General features: G+C 65.5%; 22 protein-coding genes. 13 read left to right on the top strand and 9 right to left on the bottom strand.

Translation table 11 applies throughout. The features are described 5' to 3' along the window. Window positions 1-8: 8 nt before the first annotated feature. Complete coding sequence (locus AB0L82_RS31455) at window positions 9-1,406, bottom strand: lipase family protein (RefSeq protein WP_364644389.1); 1,398 nt, start codon at window positions 1,404-1,406, stop codon at window positions 9-11. Between the two features lie 162 nt (window positions 1,407-1,568). After that, window positions 1,569-2,552: an AraC family transcriptional regulator gene (locus AB0L82_RS31450; RefSeq protein WP_364644386.1), complete on the bottom strand. Its 984-nt coding sequence runs from the start codon at window positions 2,550-2,552 to the stop codon at window positions 1,569-1,571. A 177-nt stretch (window positions 2,553-2,729) separates the two neighbouring features. Here AB0L82_RS31450 and AB0L82_RS31445 point away from each other — a divergent pair, with 177 nt between their 5' ends. Then, entirely contained in the window at window positions 2,730-3,170 is a 441-nt protein-coding gene (locus AB0L82_RS31445; RefSeq protein WP_364644383.1) for a YdeI/OmpD-associated family protein, read from the top strand. A 52-nt stretch (window positions 3,171-3,222) separates the two neighbouring features. Here AB0L82_RS31445 and AB0L82_RS31440 read toward each other — a convergent pair whose 3' ends face one another. Continuing rightward, window positions 3,223-4,749, bottom strand: coding sequence for a carboxylesterase family protein (locus tag AB0L82_RS31440; RefSeq protein WP_364644380.1), 1,527 nt, complete (start codon window positions 4,747-4,749; stop codon window positions 3,223-3,225). Between the two features lie 238 nt (window positions 4,750-4,987). Between AB0L82_RS31440 and AB0L82_RS31435 the strand changes: the two genes are divergently transcribed. Further along, complete coding sequence (locus AB0L82_RS31435; RefSeq protein WP_364644377.1) at window positions 4,988-5,668, top strand: hypothetical protein; 681 nt, start codon at window positions 4,988-4,990, stop codon at window positions 5,666-5,668. 21 nt (window positions 5,669-5,689) lie between these two features. On the opposite strand, the gene AB0L82_RS31430 is transcribed toward AB0L82_RS31435, so the two are convergent. Beyond that, window positions 5,690-6,616: a LysR family transcriptional regulator gene (locus tag AB0L82_RS31430; protein ID WP_364644374.1), complete on the bottom strand. Its 927-nt coding sequence runs from the start codon at window positions 6,614-6,616 to the stop codon at window positions 5,690-5,692. A gap of 186 nt (window positions 6,617-6,802) precedes the next feature. Further along, window positions 6,803-7,225 carry a hypothetical protein gene (locus AB0L82_RS31425; protein WP_364644371.1) on the bottom strand — a complete coding sequence of 141 codons (423 nt, stop codon included), beginning with the start codon at window positions 7,223-7,225 and terminating at the stop codon, window positions 6,803-6,805. A gap of 209 nt (window positions 7,226-7,434) precedes the next feature. Between AB0L82_RS31425 and AB0L82_RS31420 the strand changes: the two genes are divergently transcribed. Both AB0L82_RS31420 and AB0L82_RS31415 read left to right on the top strand, forming a co-directional pair. Continuing rightward, window positions 7,435-7,698: a hypothetical protein gene (locus AB0L82_RS31420; protein WP_364644368.1), complete on the top strand. Its 264-nt coding sequence runs from the start codon at window positions 7,435-7,437 to the stop codon at window positions 7,696-7,698. Window positions 7,699-7,835: 137 nt separating this feature from the next. Next, a complete protein-coding gene (locus tag AB0L82_RS31415; RefSeq protein WP_364644365.1) occupies window positions 7,836-8,477 on the top strand; it encodes a response regulator transcription factor in 642 nt (213 codons plus the stop codon). Window positions 8,478-8,520: 43 nt separating this feature from the next. Here the strand turns inward: AB0L82_RS31415 and AB0L82_RS31410 are convergent, their stop codons facing one another. Continuing rightward, window positions 8,521-8,967: a pyridoxamine 5'-phosphate oxidase family protein gene (locus tag AB0L82_RS31410; protein WP_364644363.1), complete on the bottom strand. Its 447-nt coding sequence runs from the start codon at window positions 8,965-8,967 to the stop codon at window positions 8,521-8,523. 353 nt (window positions 8,968-9,320) lie between these two features. On the opposite strand from AB0L82_RS31410, the gene AB0L82_RS31405 reads away from it, so the two are divergent. The 3 genes from AB0L82_RS31405 (at window position 9,321) to AB0L82_RS31395 (ending at window position 12,099) form a co-directional block, all read left to right on the top strand. Beyond that, the gene (locus AB0L82_RS31405; protein WP_364644360.1) at window positions 9,321-9,677 is read left to right on the top strand and encodes a hypothetical protein; all 357 of its coding nucleotides are present in this window, start codon (window positions 9,321-9,323) and stop codon (window positions 9,675-9,677) included. A gap of 117 nt (window positions 9,678-9,794) precedes the next feature. Next, entirely contained in the window at window positions 9,795-10,247 is a 453-nt protein-coding gene (locus tag AB0L82_RS31400) for a DUF302 domain-containing protein (protein ID WP_364644358.1), read from the top strand. Window positions 10,248-10,380: 133 nt separating this feature from the next. Then, complete coding sequence (locus AB0L82_RS31395; protein WP_364644355.1) at window positions 10,381-12,099, top strand: GAF domain-containing sensor histidine kinase; 1,719 nt, start codon at window positions 10,381-10,383, stop codon at window positions 12,097-12,099. A gap of 550 nt (window positions 12,100-12,649) precedes the next feature. On the opposite strand, the gene AB0L82_RS31390 is transcribed toward AB0L82_RS31395, so the two are convergent. Beyond that, the gene (locus AB0L82_RS31390) at window positions 12,650-12,856 is read right to left on the bottom strand and encodes a hypothetical protein (protein ID WP_364644352.1); all 207 of its coding nucleotides are present in this window, start codon (window positions 12,854-12,856) and stop codon (window positions 12,650-12,652) included. A 227-nt stretch (window positions 12,857-13,083) separates the two neighbouring features. On the opposite strand from AB0L82_RS31390, the gene AB0L82_RS31385 reads away from it, so the two are divergent. Genes AB0L82_RS31385 through AB0L82_RS31375 form a run of 3 tightly spaced genes read left to right on the top strand, consistent with a single transcriptional unit; the run spans window position 13,084 to window position 14,071 of the window. Next, a complete protein-coding gene (locus tag AB0L82_RS31385) occupies window positions 13,084-13,389 on the top strand; it encodes a PadR family transcriptional regulator (RefSeq protein ID WP_364645160.1) in 306 nt (101 codons plus the stop codon). Continuing rightward, window positions 13,386-13,733 carry a DUF1048 domain-containing protein gene (locus tag AB0L82_RS31380; protein ID WP_364644349.1) on the top strand — a complete coding sequence of 116 codons (348 nt, stop codon included), beginning with the start codon at window positions 13,386-13,388 and terminating at the stop codon, window positions 13,731-13,733. Before AB0L82_RS31385 ends, AB0L82_RS31380 begins: the two co-directional genes overlap by 4 nt. 11 nt (window positions 13,734-13,744) lie before the next feature. Then, complete coding sequence (locus AB0L82_RS31375; RefSeq protein WP_364644346.1) at window positions 13,745-14,071, top strand: DUF1048 domain-containing protein; 327 nt, start codon at window positions 13,745-13,747, stop codon at window positions 14,069-14,071. Window positions 14,072-14,113: 42 nt separating this feature from the next. On the opposite strand, the gene AB0L82_RS31370 is transcribed toward AB0L82_RS31375, so the two are convergent. Further along, window positions 14,114-14,917: an aminotransferase class IV family protein gene (locus AB0L82_RS31370; protein ID WP_364644343.1), complete on the bottom strand. Its 804-nt coding sequence runs from the start codon at window positions 14,915-14,917 to the stop codon at window positions 14,114-14,116. 157 nt (window positions 14,918-15,074) lie between these two features. Between AB0L82_RS31370 and AB0L82_RS31365 the strand changes: the two genes are divergently transcribed. The 3 genes from AB0L82_RS31365 (at window position 15,075) to AB0L82_RS31355 (ending at window position 16,805) form a co-directional block, all read left to right on the top strand. Next, the gene (locus AB0L82_RS31365) at window positions 15,075-15,209 is read left to right on the top strand and encodes a hypothetical protein (protein WP_364644340.1); all 135 of its coding nucleotides are present in this window, start codon (window positions 15,075-15,077) and stop codon (window positions 15,207-15,209) included. A 154-nt stretch (window positions 15,210-15,363) separates the two neighbouring features. After that, on the top strand, window positions 15,364-16,182 hold the full coding sequence (locus tag AB0L82_RS31360) for an SDR family NAD(P)-dependent oxidoreductase (RefSeq protein ID WP_364644337.1): 819 nt from the start codon (window positions 15,364-15,366) through the stop codon (window positions 16,180-16,182). Window positions 16,183-16,376: 194 nt separating this feature from the next. After that, the gene (locus AB0L82_RS31355; RefSeq protein ID WP_364644334.1) at window positions 16,377-16,805 is read left to right on the top strand and encodes an SRPBCC domain-containing protein; all 429 of its coding nucleotides are present in this window, start codon (window positions 16,377-16,379) and stop codon (window positions 16,803-16,805) included. 77 nt (window positions 16,806-16,882) lie between these two features. Here AB0L82_RS31355 and AB0L82_RS31350 read toward each other — a convergent pair whose 3' ends face one another. Next, window positions 16,883-18,520 carry an MFS transporter gene (locus AB0L82_RS31350; protein ID WP_364644331.1) on the bottom strand — a complete coding sequence of 546 codons (1,638 nt, stop codon included), beginning with the start codon at window positions 18,518-18,520 and terminating at the stop codon, window positions 16,883-16,885. Window positions 18,521-18,608: the final 88 nt, after the last annotated feature.

Genomic DNA, 18,608 nt, shown 5'->3' with positions numbered 1-18,608 from the left:
GACCGACCTCAGTTCTGCTGTCCGATGGCCTGACCGACGAGCGCCTGTGCCAGCGGCGGCAGGATCTCGGCCAGTGCCTGACCGAACTGCGGTTCGGTCAGTGTGCTCACCGGACTGCTGATATCGCAGCCGACCGGCGCGGGCACGCCATTGAGCCGATCACGCAGCCAATGGAAGGCTCCGGGCAGATGGGTGGCGACACCAGAGATGTGTTCGGCGGCGAACTCGCGCACGTAGGTAACGCTCGGCGCGCCGTCACGGCAGTACTTGTCCACTGCCGCATCGGTTCCCGCGATGGGAATCAGTTCGTCGTTCTGCGCGTGATAGAAGTAGATCGGCACCGTGGGCCGCTGCTGACCGAGCGAGTTATCCGCGATGGCATCGCGAATCTCGGGCAGCGCCAAGGGATCCGAACCGCCGAAGGTGCCCAGATAGTTGAATCCCGGGAACAGCAGCGCGCCCTGGGGATGGCACAGCACCTTCTTCGACGCGAGCACGACCTGGCCGAGCAGATCCACCCGCTCGCGCATGACCCGCGCCATCTCTGGATACTCGGTCGCCAGACCCGCGAACGAGGCCGAGATCAGTCCGGCGTAGACGCCGTTGTTGTTATGCCGGACCACGGCGGCGTAGTCGCCCGGGGCGACACCACCGGCGGCGGCGCCGACGATATTCAGTTCCGGCGCATAGCCTTCCTTGATTTCCGGGACGAACGAGCTCGGAATGGTGCCGCCCGAATAGCCCCACAGCGCAACGGGAGTCTGCGCCCCGCTCAGCTGAGCGGGCTCGAACCGTTCCGCGGCGCGAATACCGTCCAGGGTGGCCTGCGCGTTCATGCGCGCGGCCCCATACGCCGAATTCGGCCCTTGATAATCCGGTAGCGCGACGGTCCAGCCCTGACCGATGCCCGCGGCAATCGGAATGAGCGTTTCGGCGGCATTGACATAATCCGCCGGAATGGAACCGGATTGGATGACATAGGACGGTGCGCAGTATTGCGCGACACTGTCCTCGGCGATCTGATACGACAGCAGTTTGCGCCCACCCGTGGGCGCTTCACCGCGCGGTTTGAGCACAGTCGTGACGGTAGCGATGGCTTCACCGTGCGAGTTGTTCGTGCGGTAAAGCAGTTGCCACGCATCGATATTGAGCTGCACCAGACCGAAGAACGCGGGGTTGACGCGGCGTACGCGCAGGATCTCGCCCGGCTCGGCCGCGGTGACCACACCGGCCGCCGGACGATAGAAATCGTCCAGTTCCGGCGGCAGGGTCAATGCCGGAGCCGACTCGATCGGCGGCGTGCTCGGATCATCCGGCGCCGCCTGCGCCGAAACCGTTGAAACCCAAGGCGTCAGTAGCACCGCGACACCGAGGATAAGTACGCGCCCTGCGCTGCGCACGTTCATCCCGAATTGCCTTTCCCGAACGACGAGTGGAATTCGGCGAGCGTAGACACAGCATCGGTGCATTGACCAGGTCGAAACCGCGATACGCGCGAATTGAGCGCTGTGGTCATATATTCCGAGAATCGCGGTCATTCCCAATGAGCGCGCGATCGGCTCCGCGGGTCAGACTCCCGCGCGGTAGGACCCCGGCGGGCTACCCGTCCACCGGCGAAACGCCCGCCGGAAGGCACTGGGTTCGGAGAACCCGAGCCGACCCGAGAGTTCCTCCACGGTCTCCTCACCACGCGCCAGTGCCGCGATCGCCGCGTCCCGCAGAATGTCCTCGCGAATCCGGGTGATGGAGGTGTGCTCCTCCCCCAGCCTGCGGCGCACGGTCTGCGGGCTCAACGCCAGCCGCTGCGCGATCTCCTCACCGGTCGGCCACGCACCGGTCAAGCCACGACTCAGGATCCGGCGCACCTGTTCGGACAACGTCGTTCCGTACTCGCGGCGGGCGAGCAGATCCGCCGGGGCGTTGCGGATCCACTCGATCAAGGTCTGTTCGGTCCGGGTGATCGGTGAAAGCAACACAGAACTGTCGAAAACCAGTGTGGCGGAATCACATCCGAAGACCAGCGGCGCGGCGAATACCAGATCGTAGTCGGCGGCGTTCGCGGGTCTCGTAAACGGAAACTCCACCTGCCGCAACGGAATTCGCCGCCCGATCCCCCACGCCATCATCCGATGCGCCGAGGCCAGCAGAAATGAAGTCATCAGGTGCGCAGGATCATTGAGCCCCGACACGTCGATGGTCAACCGAGCCCGAGACCGCTCGGTCGTGGTCGTCATCATCGGCAACCCCGGTGCGAGCCGGTGATACTCGGCAAACCGCGCCAACGCCGCGCCCAAATCCGGACACCCGACCACCCCGAAACAAATCAACCGCAATGTCCCCCGAGGCACCGGCCGCGCCCCCAAACCGAACATCTCGTCATCGGAGATCCGCCACAGCTCCCGCACCGTACGAGTCATCTGCTCGACGGTCACCCGCGCCCGATCCTGCCCGATCAGATCCGGCGCCACCCCCACCGACCGCAGCAACCCCTCGGTTTCGACACCGCGAGCAGCGGCCAGCGCGACCGCGGCGCGTACGAAATCGATCGGCACGGTCCGCGCAATATCCCCCGACGTCAACCTCCCCGCCACGCACCCCTCCTGCCTATGCCCGTCGAACGCGACCGTACCAGGGCAAACTGGCCATAAATCGCCAACAGCCGCCGATGAGTTCCACGCAATCCCCCCGTCTACCCACTCGAAAGCTGCACACCTCAGAAGGAGCCCGCCATGAAGTTCACAGCAACCGTCTTGCTCGCGGGCAAGACAGCGACCGGCGTCGTGGTGCCACCCGAGGTCGTCGAAGCCCTGGGCGGCGGTAAGCGGCCGAAGGTCCGGGTCACCATCGGGGACACCACTTTCCGCAACTCGGTGGCACCGATGAACGGGGTTTACATGCTCGGCCTGAACGCCGATGTCCGGCAGCAGACCGGCATCGCCGCGGACGATGTCGTCGAGATCGATCTCCACCTCGATACCGAGCCCCGCGTGGTCGAGGTCCCCGACGACTTCGCCGCCGCTCTGAACCGTGAACCACGCGCGGCCGCCGCCTTCGATCGACTCTCGTACAGCAACCGCCGCGCCCATGTCCTGTCGATCGAGGGTGCGAAGACCGCCGCGACCCGCGAACGTCGCATAGCGAAATCCATCGCCACACTTTCGGCCGACTAGCCGATGCTTCAGCGAGGAGACGACCGGAGCCTTGCGGATGGCCTTGCCGAGTTCATCGGGGCACGAGCAGCGGCAGCGCCGGGAAGGTGAAGTCTTCCCACAGCAGCCGCGCGGTCTCCTCCGGATATGCGGCAACCGTCGATGGCGTGCCGAAGATCTGCGTGAGGCGGTGATCGGAGTCGTACGCGGGCCAGCCCGGGTCGCCATCAGCGGCGAATGACGTCCACGACTGGCGAAATCGCGCCGAGAGCTCCGTTGCCACCGGCGAGGGCGGGTCCCCGATCAGCATGGCGGTCTGCCCGCTGCTCAGGTTGCCGAAAACGAGCGGCACGTCCAGTCCGTGACAGGCACCGAGAGCACCGCCCATACCCGGGGCAGTCCAGGCCAGCTCGTAGAGGTGGGCCCGCCCGCCACCGGCGATCTGCACATCGGCGAGCCGGACGCTCGGCATGCGAAACAACCAGTCGGCGTTGACCATTTCGTACAGCTCCTCCTCGGCCGCGGCCGGGAACGCCTCCCTATATCGGCGCGCACCGTCGGGCCCGGGGGCGAGAACCGCCAGCGCGGTGTCGGTCTGCTCAGGCGTGACCTGGCCCAGTACACCGTCGATCAAGCTGAACAGCCGGTGCTCGTCCCGCGTATGCCCGACCAGCAGCTCGACGTCCCGGGCAGTGCCCCGGGCCAGCGCCTGCCAGGGCGTCGTGGGGAGCACGTCACCGTCGACAACCGGCGCGTACGGAATCGGCCGGTGGGTGATCTGCCCCCAGCGCTCGCGCCACCGGTCCATCTTGGCGAAGACCGCATCACCGGCGGCGGGCAGCAGGCCCGGGGCCACCGTCGACAGCCCTTCCACCGTCGGCGCCACCCCGAGCTCGGCGGCGAAGGCCGCGGTGAGATCGGCCGCCAGCTCCGGTGCGAAGAATGTCCCCGGCACGCTCTGTGCGATCGCCCGGTGCAGGAGCCCGCGGGCGCGCGGCATGGCGAGCAGCGCGGCGACCGATCCGGCACCCGCCGACTGTCCGAAGACGGTCACCCGGTCGGGGCTGCCGCCGAATGCCCCGATGTTGTCTCGCACCCACTCCAGAGCCGCGACCTGGTCGAGCAGTCCACGATTGGCCGGAGCGCCCTCGATCTGGGCGAATCCCTCGATGCCGAGACGGTAGTTGAGCGTCACGACCACGGTCCCGGTGGCGGCCAGGTGCGCGGCGTCATACTCCGGCAGACCCGAGTTGCCCATCGCATACCCCCCGCCGGGAATCCAGACCATCACCGGGAGCTCTGAAACCGAATCCAGTTGCGGCGTCCAGACGTTCACGGTCAGCCAGTCATCCCCGCCGATGTCCTGAGATACCGCGAGCACGGCGGACTGGGGCGGTGGCGGGCCATAGGCGATGGCCGGTCGTACCCCCTCCCAGCCACGCACCTGCCGTGGCGCGGCGAAACGCAGATCGCCGATGGGCGGCTCGGCGAACGGGATACCGCGGAAAACCGCCAACCCCGCCTCCCAGCCACCGCGCAACGTACCGGCCGCCGTGCGTACCTCCGGTCCGGACTCGGACGGCTTGCCGGATGTGGCCATGGCGCGGGACCTCCGTCTACAGCTGTTCTGCCGAGCATCCCCCGCGCGCGAGATTCCGCGCAAACCATTTAGGTTGCGATGAGCCAGATGGTTCGGATCCGTTGATCTTTCGAGGATTCGTGTCCGCGCCGACGTAGATCCGGAGTGCCGGCCGGGCATATCGCGGTAATGCCGTTGTGCTGAGCAGCGATACATGTTCGAAGATATCGGCCGCTTGTTGACATGAGGAGGGGTCCGCATGTCGGATCCGGATCCCCGGGATCCCCGCACTCAGGAGGAGATTCAGGAGGCGGTGCGCAGAGCCCGGCAGGGTGCGCTGAGCGGATACATGTCCGAGCAGGACATCGTCAACGCGGCGGCCGGATACCTCGGAACGGACTTCTCCGGCAGCCCGGGCATCGATCTCGAAATCCGGCGCGAAGTCGGTCGCCAGGGCACGGAATCGGACTCTGTGTACGAACATGCCGGAACCTGGTCGGCCCCGCACTCGCCCGCGTTCGGGCCCGATATCGAATCACTTACGGCCGAACCGGTTTTCAGTCTCACCGTCGATCACTGGCTCGTGGATCGGGAGATCCAGCCCATGCGCGGCTACGCAGCCTACGACCGCGCGCTCATGACCAATCGGTACGACCCGAGCTGCCCGTCGGATTTCTATCGCGGATACCTCACCGCCCTGGTCGGTCTCGCCCAGTCGGTCACCATCCACGATTCCCTGGACCATCTGCAAGCCGTCGTCGAACACCTCGACGGCGCCTTCCGCACCTGGAACGGCACCCCCGATGAGACCACCGGTGCGGCCTTCGCCCTGACCAACGCGTGGGCGTACACCGAATCCGGCTCGTCCGTCGCCGACATCATCGACTTCCTGTACGGCGAAATAGCCTGTATTGCAGACTGTTTCGCACTCACTCGGTGACGTCGAGGCACCGCGGACGCGTCACAGTTCGAGCGAATCCGCTGAGCGCTGCACCGCGGCGTCGAGGCGAGTGCTGCGGGCGGTCTCGTTCAGCGCACGTGCCACCATGGACACCGGTTCGACGGACGGGGTGATCAAGGCGATCATCGCGCTGATCGAGGGATTCTCGAGCCGGAGCACGCGTGCGCCCGCAGGTGGGCGCATGGTGCGCAACCAGGTCGAGGGAATCACCGTGGCCCAGCGCCCGGTCGCCACGTGCCCGAACAGTGTTGCCACCGAATCGGTTTCGAGCTGGGGGCTGGCGACCAGGTTCTGGGTGGCGAGCGCGTCGTCGACGAGTTGGCGGGCACGCATCTCCGAATTGAGCAGGCACAGCGGCAGTTCCACGACCTCGTTCCAGCTGAGCGTGCCGGTTTGGCCGGTCAGCAGCTCGTTGCCCGCCATGAGCACCTGCTGCTCGAAATACAGTGGGGTGACGGACAACCCGGACGTGTCCTGCCCGTCGGGGTAGATGACCCCGGCGTCGAGTTCACCGCGCCGCAATCGATCGACGATCTGCGCCGATCCCAGACTGCCGTGCAGCCGCACTCGCACCAGCGGATGCTCGGCGCAGAACGGGTCGGTGAGCAGGGCGACCGTTGCCGCCGCGGCGGGAATGACACCGATCCGCAAATCACCGGTCAACCCGTTCTGCAGCGCCACGACCTCCTGCTTGAGCGCGTCGTGATCGGCCAGGATCCGGCGTGCCCACAACACCAGCCGCTCACCTTCGGGAGTGAGTCCCTCGAAGGTCCGGCCGCGTTGTACCAGCGGAACCTTCAACTCCTGCTCCAACTTTCGGATGGCCTCGGACAGGGCGGGCTGGGACACGTAGCAGGCCGCCGCGGCCCGCGCGAAATGCCGCTCCCGAGCGAGCGCGACGAAGTATTCGAGCTGGCGAAACAACATCCCGCTATTCGACCATGCCCCAGTCGATCTCGAACCGACAATGCGTGCCACCTCGATGCGCGGGACTACTCTCCGATCACTGATAAACCTCACTGATCGTCACTGATTCCGCATCGGAAACCCGCGCAACGGGCAGACGACATGCCACAGGCCGTTGCCCCGCACGAAAAGACAACGGCGCTGCGCCTACTCGCGTCGGTAGCCGGTCATCTGAACAGTCTCAGTTGATCGAAAACGCCGATCGAACTCCCCGCCATCGTTGTTGATCTGCGGGTCGACCTTGATGGAAGCTTGATCGGCAGGGGCCAGGCCCAGTGCAGCCGCCCGCAGCCCAAGCCCGGCCCCTGCTTTCCACCTCGATTCATCCGCACGCACGAAGTGCCCCGGCATTCGGTCCACCCACAGCAAAGCAGTTACCGCGCAGTGCTTTTCACCTGCCGCGACGCCGTTCCATACCGACTGCGCGCCGGAATCTCCGATCCGATACACCTGAACCATCGAGGTGATACCCGCCCCGATCGCGAGGATCGCCACGGCCACAACCAGTACTCGCGGCAGCGCGCGATCCTTGGCCTCGCGCAGGTGGACAACCGCTACCAGCCCGGCCACCAGCTACAGCGGGAGCGCAAAGTAGATGAATGTGTCGCCGAGGTGAGTGTGGTTGCGCAGCAGCGGGTTCTGTCCCACCCGATGCTCGAGCCACTCCCCCGCTGCGGACCAGCAGTGGGTCATGCCTGCCCGGCGACCACCAGACCCGGTTCTCCGTCGTAGCGGCGGTAGAGAAGTCGGCCACGCCCGTCTGTCGCAGCGGTGAACAGATGGGCGTCGTAATCCATGGCATCCATGACGCGCGCCGCGGCGATGGGTCGCAGACCTCGGGTGCGGAGAGCTTGCGGCGCACGATCGGCCGGTCGGCGGTGACCTGCCCCAGCGGCGTACGGCCGGGATCCGGCGCGGGCGCCGCACTCCTGGCGGCGTGGGCGGACATGTACGGCCCGATCCTGGTCTTTCTCACGTTCATCGAATACCTGGCGGTCGCCATCGCGCTGATTCGCTGGGGTGTCGGCCATTGGCGGCTGTGACGGTTCGCGGCCGATCCTGTGGTACGAGCATCGAACGCACCGCAGTCGAGCCATGGAAGTGACTTTCGGCCATGCCCAGCGGTCCTGTTCACGGTCTACCTTTGTCCTTACCTGCCCTTCGAGAATGGACCCCCGAGATGATCAAGGTATTTCTCGTAGACGATCACGAGATCGTCCGCCGGGGTCTTGTCGATCTGCTCGACAGCGATCCTGACCTCACGGTCATCGGCGAAGCCGCCGATGTCACACAGGCACTGGCCCGCATCCCCGCGTTGCATCCCGATGTCGCGGTGCTCGATGTGCGTCTGCCTGACGGCAACGGCATCGAACTGTGCCGTGAATTGCTCTCACGTCTGGATGACCTGCGCTGCTTGATCCTGACATCGTTCACCGACGAGCAGGCCATGATGGATGCCATCCTCGCGGGCGCGAGCGGGTATGTAGTCAAGGACATCAAAGGTATGGAGCTGGCCAAGGCCATCAAGGAAGTCGGCGCGGGGCGGTCCCTGCTGGACAACCGGGCCGCGGCCGCGCTCATGGATCGGCTCCGCAACAGCGCGCGGCCCGACGGCCCGCTGGCCGGGCTGACCGAACAGGAACGCAAACTCCTGGACCTGCTCGGGGACGGCCTGACCAACCGACAGATCGCCGAACGCATGTTCCTGGCAGAGAAGACGGTCAAGAACTACGTCTCACGACTGCTGGCCAAGCTCGGCATGGAACGACGTACCCAGGCGGCCGTCTACGCGTCCAAACTCCGTTCCGGACAAGAGCTTTAGCGACCGGACGGCCTCATCGACAACGCTCGAGTCCGGCCGTGCGCTACCCCGCCTCCTTCTCCACCAGTCGAATGCCGGTGACCAGCGTGGGCTCGATGGCCACGACGCTGTCCATGAGCCCGTACGCCCAGGGACGCAGTAGCCGTTCATATCGTTCGACACGATCGGGATCGGTCACCGGGCGCGCGATACCGGTGACAACCACCGACCAGCCCAACTGCGCGACGGGATCGATGTCATCGGCCTCATAGGCCACCACTACATCAGGCTCGGCCCGCACCACCGAGGTCAGGCGGGAGGTGACGCGGGTGCGCACGATCACGATCTGGTCGTCCTCTACCAGGTGGTTCACCGGGCGTACCGCAGGCAACGCCTCGCGAGTGAAGACGACACGTCCGTACGACACGCTCGCCAATAGCCGGAGCGCTTCGGCGCGCCCCAATTCCACCGCGCCCCGCGGAACGAAGCTGCCGGAAGAGATCGTACTCATATCCGCACGCCAACCTCGGACAGATACATCACCAAACAATCCTCTCTAGCGATCCCCGACCGCGGTAACCCCTGTTCGTCCATGTCAACATCGGGCCGGGAGCTTCGACAGGGTCCAAGGTCCCGAACAGGTCGGCTTCGGACACTGACTCCGCTGCGAATCGACTCCCGCACCGCGACCCGCGGTATGGAGTTGCCCACAACGGCCGTAAACACCACTGCCGCAAGGCTTTCAGTCCCACGGTGACCGTCGACCGCGCTTTGGGCCCCTCGGTGCGGGACGTTCGACTCTGGGCCCGAACACGCGTGTGGAAGCACTCTGATCGGAGAGAGCATGCCTAGGAGGAGACTCAGATGAACTATCAGGTGAGTTTGGTCGAGATGCGACCGCAGACGGTGCTGCGCGCACCCGTGGAGATTCGTCCGGAACTCTTGAGCGCGGGTATCGCCAATGGAATGCGACAGATCGCCGAGATCGCCGAGATCGCCGGTCTCACCACCAGTGGGGCGGCCACGACCACCTTCCACCGAGAGCTTCCCAGCGATGAGGCGATCGCCGTGGACTTCGGGCAACCCATCGAACCCGCACCGATGCTCGGGCCCAGCTCCGGCGCACAGTTGGTGATCGAGTCCCCCGCGCTGGTAGCTCGCGTCTGCCACCGCGGCGGCTACGACCAGATCGACGAAGCCTATCGCGCACTGCGGGATTGACTCGTCGATGCCCGGTACCGGCCGATCGGGCCGCCCACCGAGGCTTACCTCATCGGCCCCGACCAGGTAAGCGATCCGCGCGCGCTGATCACCGAGATCCGCGTCCCCGTGGCGCCCATGCCTGTGCTGAACGCATACCTCGACGCGACCTTCGACGACGCGGTCGCCAGGACTCGAAACATCCTGCGGGAGTATGGCTTTCTGGAGCTCGCCACGACCGATGTGCAGGCGATATCGCGAGCACAGATCGGCGCGCACATCGAGGACTACGTGATTCTGAGCATCTGTGTGCCGCGATTGACCGCTCGCGCGGTGTCCACCGACCGCCGGGCCGGACTGCTGCTGTCGTGGTCTGTGGTCATTCGATCCGAGGGCCCCGGGACACTCGTGGAGGCCGCCGATCCCGCCCTACTCGTCGGCGCAATCACCATTCCCGACCTCGAATCGGCTGCGGCCCAAACACGCACGATACTGGCCCGGGCACTTGACGAGTTGCGCAAGCCAACTGCAGGCGAGGCGGTCAGCGAGCACGGTCGTCCCAACCGGTGCGGGTACGAGCCCTCTCCCTGAACAAACCACAGCGGAGTCGGCCGAGCTCTCGGACCACCACCCGCACCACTGAGCCGGGGACCCCTGCAATGGCCGAATACAATGCGAGTACGCTGCGGCCGACCGAACGCGCACGAGCACACAGGACAGGCCCATGAAGGTGGATCCCCGAGACGGCTCCTACTCGGTACGCGAGACACTGTCGCAACTGCGGCTGCGGGAATTGCTCGGTGAGGTGAAGGACCGGATCGAGCAGATCATCGACTCCCGCGATCGGATGGACGGCCTCGTAGAGGCCATGCTGACGGTGACCTCGGGCTTGGATCTGGATCAGACCCTGCGCACCATCGTGCGCACCGCGATCAGTTTGGTCGATGCTCGGTACGGCGCGCTGGGCGTGCGCGGCAGTGATCAGCAGCTCACCCAGTTCATCCACGAAGGCATCGACGAGGTCACCGCCGCCCACATCGGCGAGCTGCCCGAAGGGCGCGGTGTGCTCGGTCTGCTGTTGCAGCAGCCGAAGCCGATTCGGCTGGAGGTGCTGGCAGACCATCCTGCCTCGGTCGGATTCCCGCCGAATCACCCTCCGATGCAAACCTTTCTGGGCGTACCGATCCGAATTCGCGATGAGATCTTCGGGAATCTGTACCTGACCGAGAAGTCCGGCGGTCAGCTCTTCACCGAGGACGATGAGGTCATCGTCCGGGCGCTCGCCGCCGCGGCGGGTACCGCGATCGACAATGCGCGCCTGTACGAATCGGCCCGGAGCCGACAGGCGTGGATCGCGGCCACCCGCGATATCGCCACCGAGTTCCTGGCCGGCACCGACGCCGATGAGGTGCTGGCACACCTTGTCGTGCACGCCCGCACGCTCACCCAATCCGATCAAGCGTTCCTGGCGGTCTGCGACGATCCGGAATGCCCACCCGACGAGATCTCCGAATTGCGGGTGGCGCAGTGGTCCGGCAGCGGGACCGGACCCACGACCATGGTGGCTCAGGCGACGGGTACCGAGATCGGACGATCGTTCGTCGAGGGTATTCCGCTGCGCTTCGACAATGTCACCCAGATCGACCTGGGCAAACCGGTCGCGGACGCCGGGCCTACGCTCATTCTGCCGCTGCACGCGCAGGGATCCACCTTCGGCGTACTGGTCATGGTGCGGCCGACCTCGGCACCACTGTTCGATGACGAGATCCTCGAATTGGCCGCCGCGTTCACCGATCAGGCGGCGCTGGCGATTCAGCTCGCCGAGGCACAGCAGCGCATGCGTGACCTCGACATTCTCACCGACCGCGATCGCATCGCACGCGATTTGCACGACCACGTCATCCAGCGGCTGTTCGCGGCCGGTCTGACACTGCAGAGCACCGCGGCCCGCGCCCGCGCTCCCGAAGTGCGGGAACGGATTTCCGATGTGATCAACGACCTTCAGGACGTGGTTCAGGAAATCCGCACGTCGATCTTCGACCTGCACGGCGGTAACAGTCAGAGCACCCGGCTGCGTCAGCGCCTGGAGCAGGTACTCAAGCAGCACACCGGGCAGCTGGACATGCGAAGCTCCCTGCGTATTTCGGGCCCGCTGTCGGTGGTGGAGGCGGAGCTGGCCGACCACGCCGACGCTGTGGTCCGGGAGGCCGTCAGCAATGCCGTACGCCATTCCAACGCCGAAACCCTCACCGTGACAGTCGAAGTGGACGACAACCTGACGATCACGATCGCCGATGACGGCGTCGGTATCCCTGATGACATCACCTCGAGCGGACTCCGCAACCTGGCACGGCGAGCCGACGAGGTCGGCGGCGAGTTCTCGATCACGCGCAATACCGATAATCGCGGAGCTCGACTGCGCTGGTCTGCACCACTGAACTGAAACGGGCCGCAGGCGACGGTGCGCACTCCGGCCCGTTGACGCCCGAACTATCATTCGGGGCAGGATTTTCCGTTCAGCTCGGACGGACCGCCACCATCGGGCAGTCGGTGCTGTGCAGCGATGCCGCGCTCGGCTTTCGACCGCCGCAATATCAGGGGCGCGTTGTCTCCTTCGGCGCGGCACAGGACCAATTCGCCTTCGATTCCCGCGATGAGCAGCGTCGCGATATTCGTCGCTTGCGGATCGGGTGTTCCATTACGGCGCAGGCAGTCTCGGAACTCACGCTGCCAGGATCGAAGATGGCGCGAGCGGACTCGCGCAGCGCCGGGTCGTCGGGTCCCGCGCCGATGGTGATCGCGGCGACGGGACAGCCGGGCGGATGTTCGCCACCGGTCATGATCATCTCGGTGCCGGCGATGATGGCCCGTTTGACCGAGAGTGGTTGCTGTGCGGTGCAACAGATTCGATGTAGGCCCCGACGGTCGTTGTCGCCATCGGCGCCACCGCCGCGCTCACCGCGGACTTGAGCCACCGGGCGTAACCGGGTTCCTCACGCAGCGGAGCGATCAGACGAATAGTCTTGCGGCCCTTGCTGTTCGATGAGATCGATCAAGGCTTCCATCGCCGCGAGCGAAGACCATTCGTCACGAGCGATCAGATCCGGATGACGGTCGGATCGAGCGACGAACACTTCGTCGTCCGACGACCAGAACACGTGCACTGACGACAGGCAGAACGTTCCGCCGACGTTACCCATGACCGCTGCCTCTTCCGATGAACCCTGACTCCGAATCCTCGATTCTGGCAACGGAACTCGAATGCGCTGCGGCTCCTGACGCTTCCACAACCATCGAGCGAGCGCATTTTTCCGATTCCTTGACGCATCCCCACCGAGCTACTGTGTGTTACAGTCTAGTGGTAGTCAGCGACACAGCATAGTGCGCTCGGGATCGAAGGAGGATCGCCACGGACAACTTGACGGAGATGTTGAAGGGCACGCTCGAAGGCTGTGTGCTGCAGATCATCGGAGCCGAGGAGACGTACGGCTACGCCATTACCCGTCGATTGAACGACCTCGGCTTCACCGATGTCATCGAGGGGACGGTGTACGCCATCCTGCTGCGGCTGGAGAAGAACAAGCTGGTCGATGTTTCCAAGCGCCCCTCCGAAGTCGGCCCGCCGCGTAAGTTCTACGCGCTCAACGACTCCGGGCGCGAGGAACTCGCGACCTTCTGGGCGAAATGGGAATTCGTCTCGACCCGCATCAATGACCTCAAGGAAAGTAAATGAACTTCTGGGAGAAAGTCACCGGCAACGATCTCACCAGGGAATACCAGGCGCTCGACACGCGCGCCGAGGCCCTGCCCGCCGAGCATCGAGCGGCGTGGGAAGAGATCAAGTCCAACCTCGCGGTCTACACGGATTTCACCGGCCGCAACCTGATTCCGATCCTCGACGGCGCACTCGGACTGCTCGAGGAATCAGCGGCCGACGGCCAGAGCGTCCACGACGCGCTGGGCGATGACATCAAAGGCTTCTGCGCCGCGATCGCGGGCGAAGAGGGAGCCGGGAGTTATCGCGACAAGTGGCGAAAGCAGTTGAACAAGAACGTCGCAACCAAACTCGCGCGGTGAGGAGAATAGCTGTGGGCATCCGCGACATCATCGAAGGCAAGCGCGAATGGCGTGCGCACGTGGCACGGGTCAAGGCGCTTCCGCCCGATTATCAGATCGTCTACAACGAGATCCAGAAATACCTGTTCAAGGTCGGCCCGGTCGATCTGGCCGAGGGGAACCTGCTCTCGGGCCTCGTCGACTTCTTCGAGGAAGGCGTCGCGGCGGGCAAGGGAGTCCGCCAGGTCGTCGGCGAAGACGTCGCCGCCTTCTGCGATGACCTGATCAAGGACTCCCCCACCTACGCCGACCGCTACCAGGCGTCCGTCGCCGAGGAGGTCGCCAAGAAACTGAAGTGACCAACGCCCGAGAGCCTGCGGGCAGTTTCCCGGCCTATCCATTTACGGCGCGAGCAGTGGCTGGGCCGCATAGGCCCGGTGCAGGATCTCCACCAGCGGTGCCGTCTCGGCGAACGACACCGACTCGATCCGGTGCACGGCGATGCCCGGGTTCCACGAGTTCATGACCACCGCTCCGGACAGCGCGGGCAGATCCGCCAGGGTGATTTCCTGCTCACGCTGGGCAACGCCGAGTCGGTCCAATTGCCTGCGGACAATGCCCAATGTGCTGCCGCGCAACATATCCGCGACGGGCCAGACCACCGCGGTCCCATCCCAGAAGGCCAGATTCCAGATCGATGCCTCGCTCAGGCGTCCTTGACGGTCGAGGAACGTGGCGTCATCGAATCCCTTGGCGACGGCCTCACGCAGGTAGTACGTCTTGGCCACCTCGCCGACGTGCTTCACGCTCGGCAGCGTCCGCTCGTGGTCGATCGCCGCGAGCGCGAGCGGGCCGGCCGGCCCCGACGACGGTGGCCCGGTCCGAATCAGCATCTCGGGCTCGACATCCGTTCCGGCGACCGTGAATTCGCCCGCCGGAGAGTACACCGTCGCGGTCAATGACAGATCGGCCGGACCATTCGCCAATGCGGTCCGCAGATACGCCCGCACCCGCTCGTCCGGCAGGGCACGGCCGAACATCCGCACCGAGGCATCCCGGAGCCGATCGAGATGCAGATCAAGTCCGCGAATCCCGCGGTCGCGCACCTGCATTGCGGTGAAGTGGGCGTATCCGGCGAACGCCAGCGGAGTCAGATCCCGCACATCCACCGGGCGGCCATTGCGCTGAGCAACAAAGGAGTTCATACCTCCGACCCTGCCGCCGCACACCGACCCCAACCAGTGCTCGGTTATCCGGGGTGCGAGACCACCACCCTCGCTCCGCCGCTGTGCGGTGTCAAAGATCCGTCAAACCGGGGATGAGGGTATTGCCCGGCGACCCGGGATGGGTTGATATCTGAGCATGACTGCAGCCGTTGGCCCCTACCGCGCCCGCTGCGTGGTGGCCGAGGCTGAGGGGCACCGCGCCGAGCGGATGCCGTCCACCCTGGAGCTGTTCGGCTTCGGGTGTGAGGACGAGCCGCCCAGTCCGTCCTAGCCGGTCTGTCGAATCCCTTGCCGCGCAGTCGATCTGCGCCGTGCACTGTCGCCGCCGAGCGTGCGGCGTTCCATATCGTCCGCGATGTTTTCGCGAACTTTTGCGCGCGACAATCGTTTTCGGTTCCGGTCGCGCCTTTCCCGATGGGAGTCCTATGTCCGCAAGCTCGTCCAGCATCCGAACCGTTCTGGTGACCGGTGCCGAGGATCGCCTCGGTTTCGCCACCGCGGAACGGGTGATCGCCGATGGCGATACCGTCATCGCGCACATCCTGGACAAGAACCGCGCCGACGAGACGCTGCGGCGGCTGCAGAGCGCGGCGAGACCGGGGCAGGTGCGCATGGTGCACGCCGACTATTCGCGCCTGCCCGAGGTCGAGGAGCTCGGCCGCACCCTGGCCGCGGAACTGCCCAGGCTGGACGCGCTGATCAACGCCGCGTCCATGGCCGCCCCGCAGGCCCGCACCCATACCGAGGACGGGCATGAACTCACCTTCCAGGTGAATTATCTTGCCCCGCAACGCCTCACCATGGCGTTGGCCCCCGCGCTCGCGGCGGCGCACGGGCGGGTGGTCACGGTGACCTCGCGCCTGCACATCGGAGGCAATATCGACTATGCCGATCTGGACCGCAACCACGGTATCTACACCCCGACCGCGATCTACGCGCAGTCGAAGCTGGCGCTGAGCATGTTCAGCCGTTCACTGGCCGAGACCGGGCCGGAAGGGCTCACCTCGATCAGCGTGCATCCCGCCGACTTCGAGATCGACGTACCGCAGAACCGCAGCCACCGCGGCGCACCGCTCGACGCCGCAGCGGCGGTGCTGGTCGCGCTCAGCGCATCCGGCACACCGGTCACGAACGGCGGCTACTACGAAGGCCGCGCCGAGGCGAATGCCGCTGCGCTGGTGCGCAATTCGCGGGCCCGCACACGACTGTCGTCGTGGAGCAACCGGCTCGCGCGCACGGCCTGACAAGCCACCGGCACGCCGAACATCGGCATGTCACGGTGTGCCGGGAACAGGAGCCGCCGCAGCACCGGCAGGGGTCTGCGGCGGCTCCGCCGTCGATCGGTCGCCACAGCACCGCGCATGACGCGTTTGTCCAAGAGCGACGGGCGGTGCGGTCATAGGGTGAAGGTAAGCAATCCATCCGAGGGAGTTGCATCATGACCGGATATATCGCCACTGCCGAAACCGATATCACCGCCTCGCCGGAGCAGGTGTGGAGCGTGCTGACCGACCCCGAGCAACTCACCGAGCTCTGGTTCGGGGCGCAGGTGCGCACCGACTGGCAGGTGGGCAGCCAGATCGTCTGGAAGGGCGAGTACCAGGGCAAAGAGTACGAGGATAAAGGGAGGATCCTCGCATTCGAGCCCGGGCGCGTACTGCAGATGACTCATTACAGCCCGCTCACCGGCCAGCCGGATGTGCCCGAGAACTATCACACGCTCACCTACGAGCTGACCGGCGACGGGTCGAGTACGCATCTCACGCTGAGTCAGGACAACAACGCCAGCGAGGATGAGGCCGCGCATGCTCGCGGGATGTGGGAGAACCAGGTCGGTGGCATCAAGAAGGCTGCCGAGAGCTCATAGCGCCACGGGCAAGGCACCGCGCGTGCCCGGCAATGCGACACCCCGGCCCGCCGAATGGCGGGCCGGATTCGTCGCGGTCAGACGTGCGCCGGAGGAGCCGCGGCCTTGTTCGATTCCTGTTCGCTCCCTTCCGATTTCGGGATCAGAGCCGTGGCGATCAAGCCCAGGAGCACGAAACCTGCCGCGAGATAACCGCCCAGATGGATGCCGTCGGTCATAGCGGTCCGTCCGGCATCGGCGATCGACTGCGTCTGCGGCTGGGCCGCGAAACCTTCGATCGCAGCGCCCGCGCTATTGGTGATGGCGTGCGCATGCTGCTCGGCCTGCGCCGCGGGCACACCGTCCGCTTCGAGATGGTCGGTGACCTGTGAACTCAGCGTCGTGAAGAACACCGTGGTCAGGATGGCGATTCCGAGCGCGGATCCGAGTTGGCGGAACGCGCTCTGAATTCCCGAAGCCTGGCCGTTGTCGTTCTCCGGGATGTCGGCGAGCACCACATTGGTGACCTGCGCGGTCGCGAAGCCGACACCGACGCCGTACAGGCACAGCACCAGGGCGAGTGACCACCAAGAGCTGTCGGTCGAGGCGACCAGGGCGAGCCCGGCCAGCCCGAGCACCTCGAGCGCCAATCCCAGCCGAACCAGGTTCAGCGGCGAGGCCTTGCCCGCCATTCCGAAGCTCGCACCGCTGGCGATGAAACTGCCGATCGCGATGGGCACCAGCGCCAAACCGGCTTGCACGGCGCTGTAGCCGAGGGTGAATTGCAGCCACAGCGGCAGCACGGCGACAATGCCGAACTCACCCAGGCCGATGATCAGCGTGGCGATATTGCCGTTGCGGAACGAGGCCAGTGAGAACAGCCCCAGATCCATCAACGCCTTGTCCGTGGCACCGGCACGACGCAATTGCGCTTGCCGCCAGAGGAATCCCGCCAATGCGGCGGCGCTCAGCACGAGCGCGACCAGAACCGGCGAAGGTCCACTGCCCCACGAGAATCCGCCGATATCCAGCGGCTGGGTGGTGGTGATCCAGCCATAGGTGCGCCCCTCGACCAGACCGAACGCCAACAACCCCAGGCCCAGTACCGACAGGATCGACCCGAGCACATCCATGCGCCCCGGAACCCGCGGCGAGGGCGCGACACAGGTCAGCACGCCGACCACGATCAGCACCGCCAGCGGCACATTGATGCCGAAAGCCCAACGCCACGAAACGTTTTCGGCCAGCCAGCCACCAAGTAGCGGGCCCAGTGCGGCGGCCGCGCCGATGGTCGAACCCCAGATCGCGAACGCCTGGCCCCGTGCCTTGCCGGTGAAGTTGGCATTGAGCAGCGCCAGCGAGGTCGGCAGAATCATCGCCGCCCCGGCACCCTGTAGGAATCGTGCGATAACCAGCAGCCCGCCACCGGGTGCGAGTCCGGCCAGAATGCTGGTCGCGCCGAACACGACCACGCCCGCGACGAATACCCGCCGCGCGCCGATGATGTCCGCGATCCGCCCGACCACCAGCAGCAGCGCCGCGAACACGATCGCGTACGACTCCTGAATCCATTGCGCCTGAGTCGATCCCGTATGCAAACCCTCGATGATCGACGGGATGATCACGTTCACGATCGTGGTGTCGACCACGATCAAGGCCACGCCGAGGGCGATGGCGATCAACCCGAGCCATCGACGGGATGACGCCGTCGTCTCGTCCATATCTCCTACTTCCATGCTGGAATCATTCCATGGTGAAAGTATCTACGATGGGAGTAGGTTGTCAAACGGTGTCGCCGGTGCCGATCCGGCCGGAGAAAGGTGG

The organism is Nocardia sp. NPDC052001, from assembly GCF_040680615.1.
GTDB lineage: Bacteria > Actinomycetota > Actinomycetes > Mycobacteriales > Mycobacteriaceae > Nocardia.
This window is presented reverse-complemented; position numbering and strand designations above follow the sequence as displayed.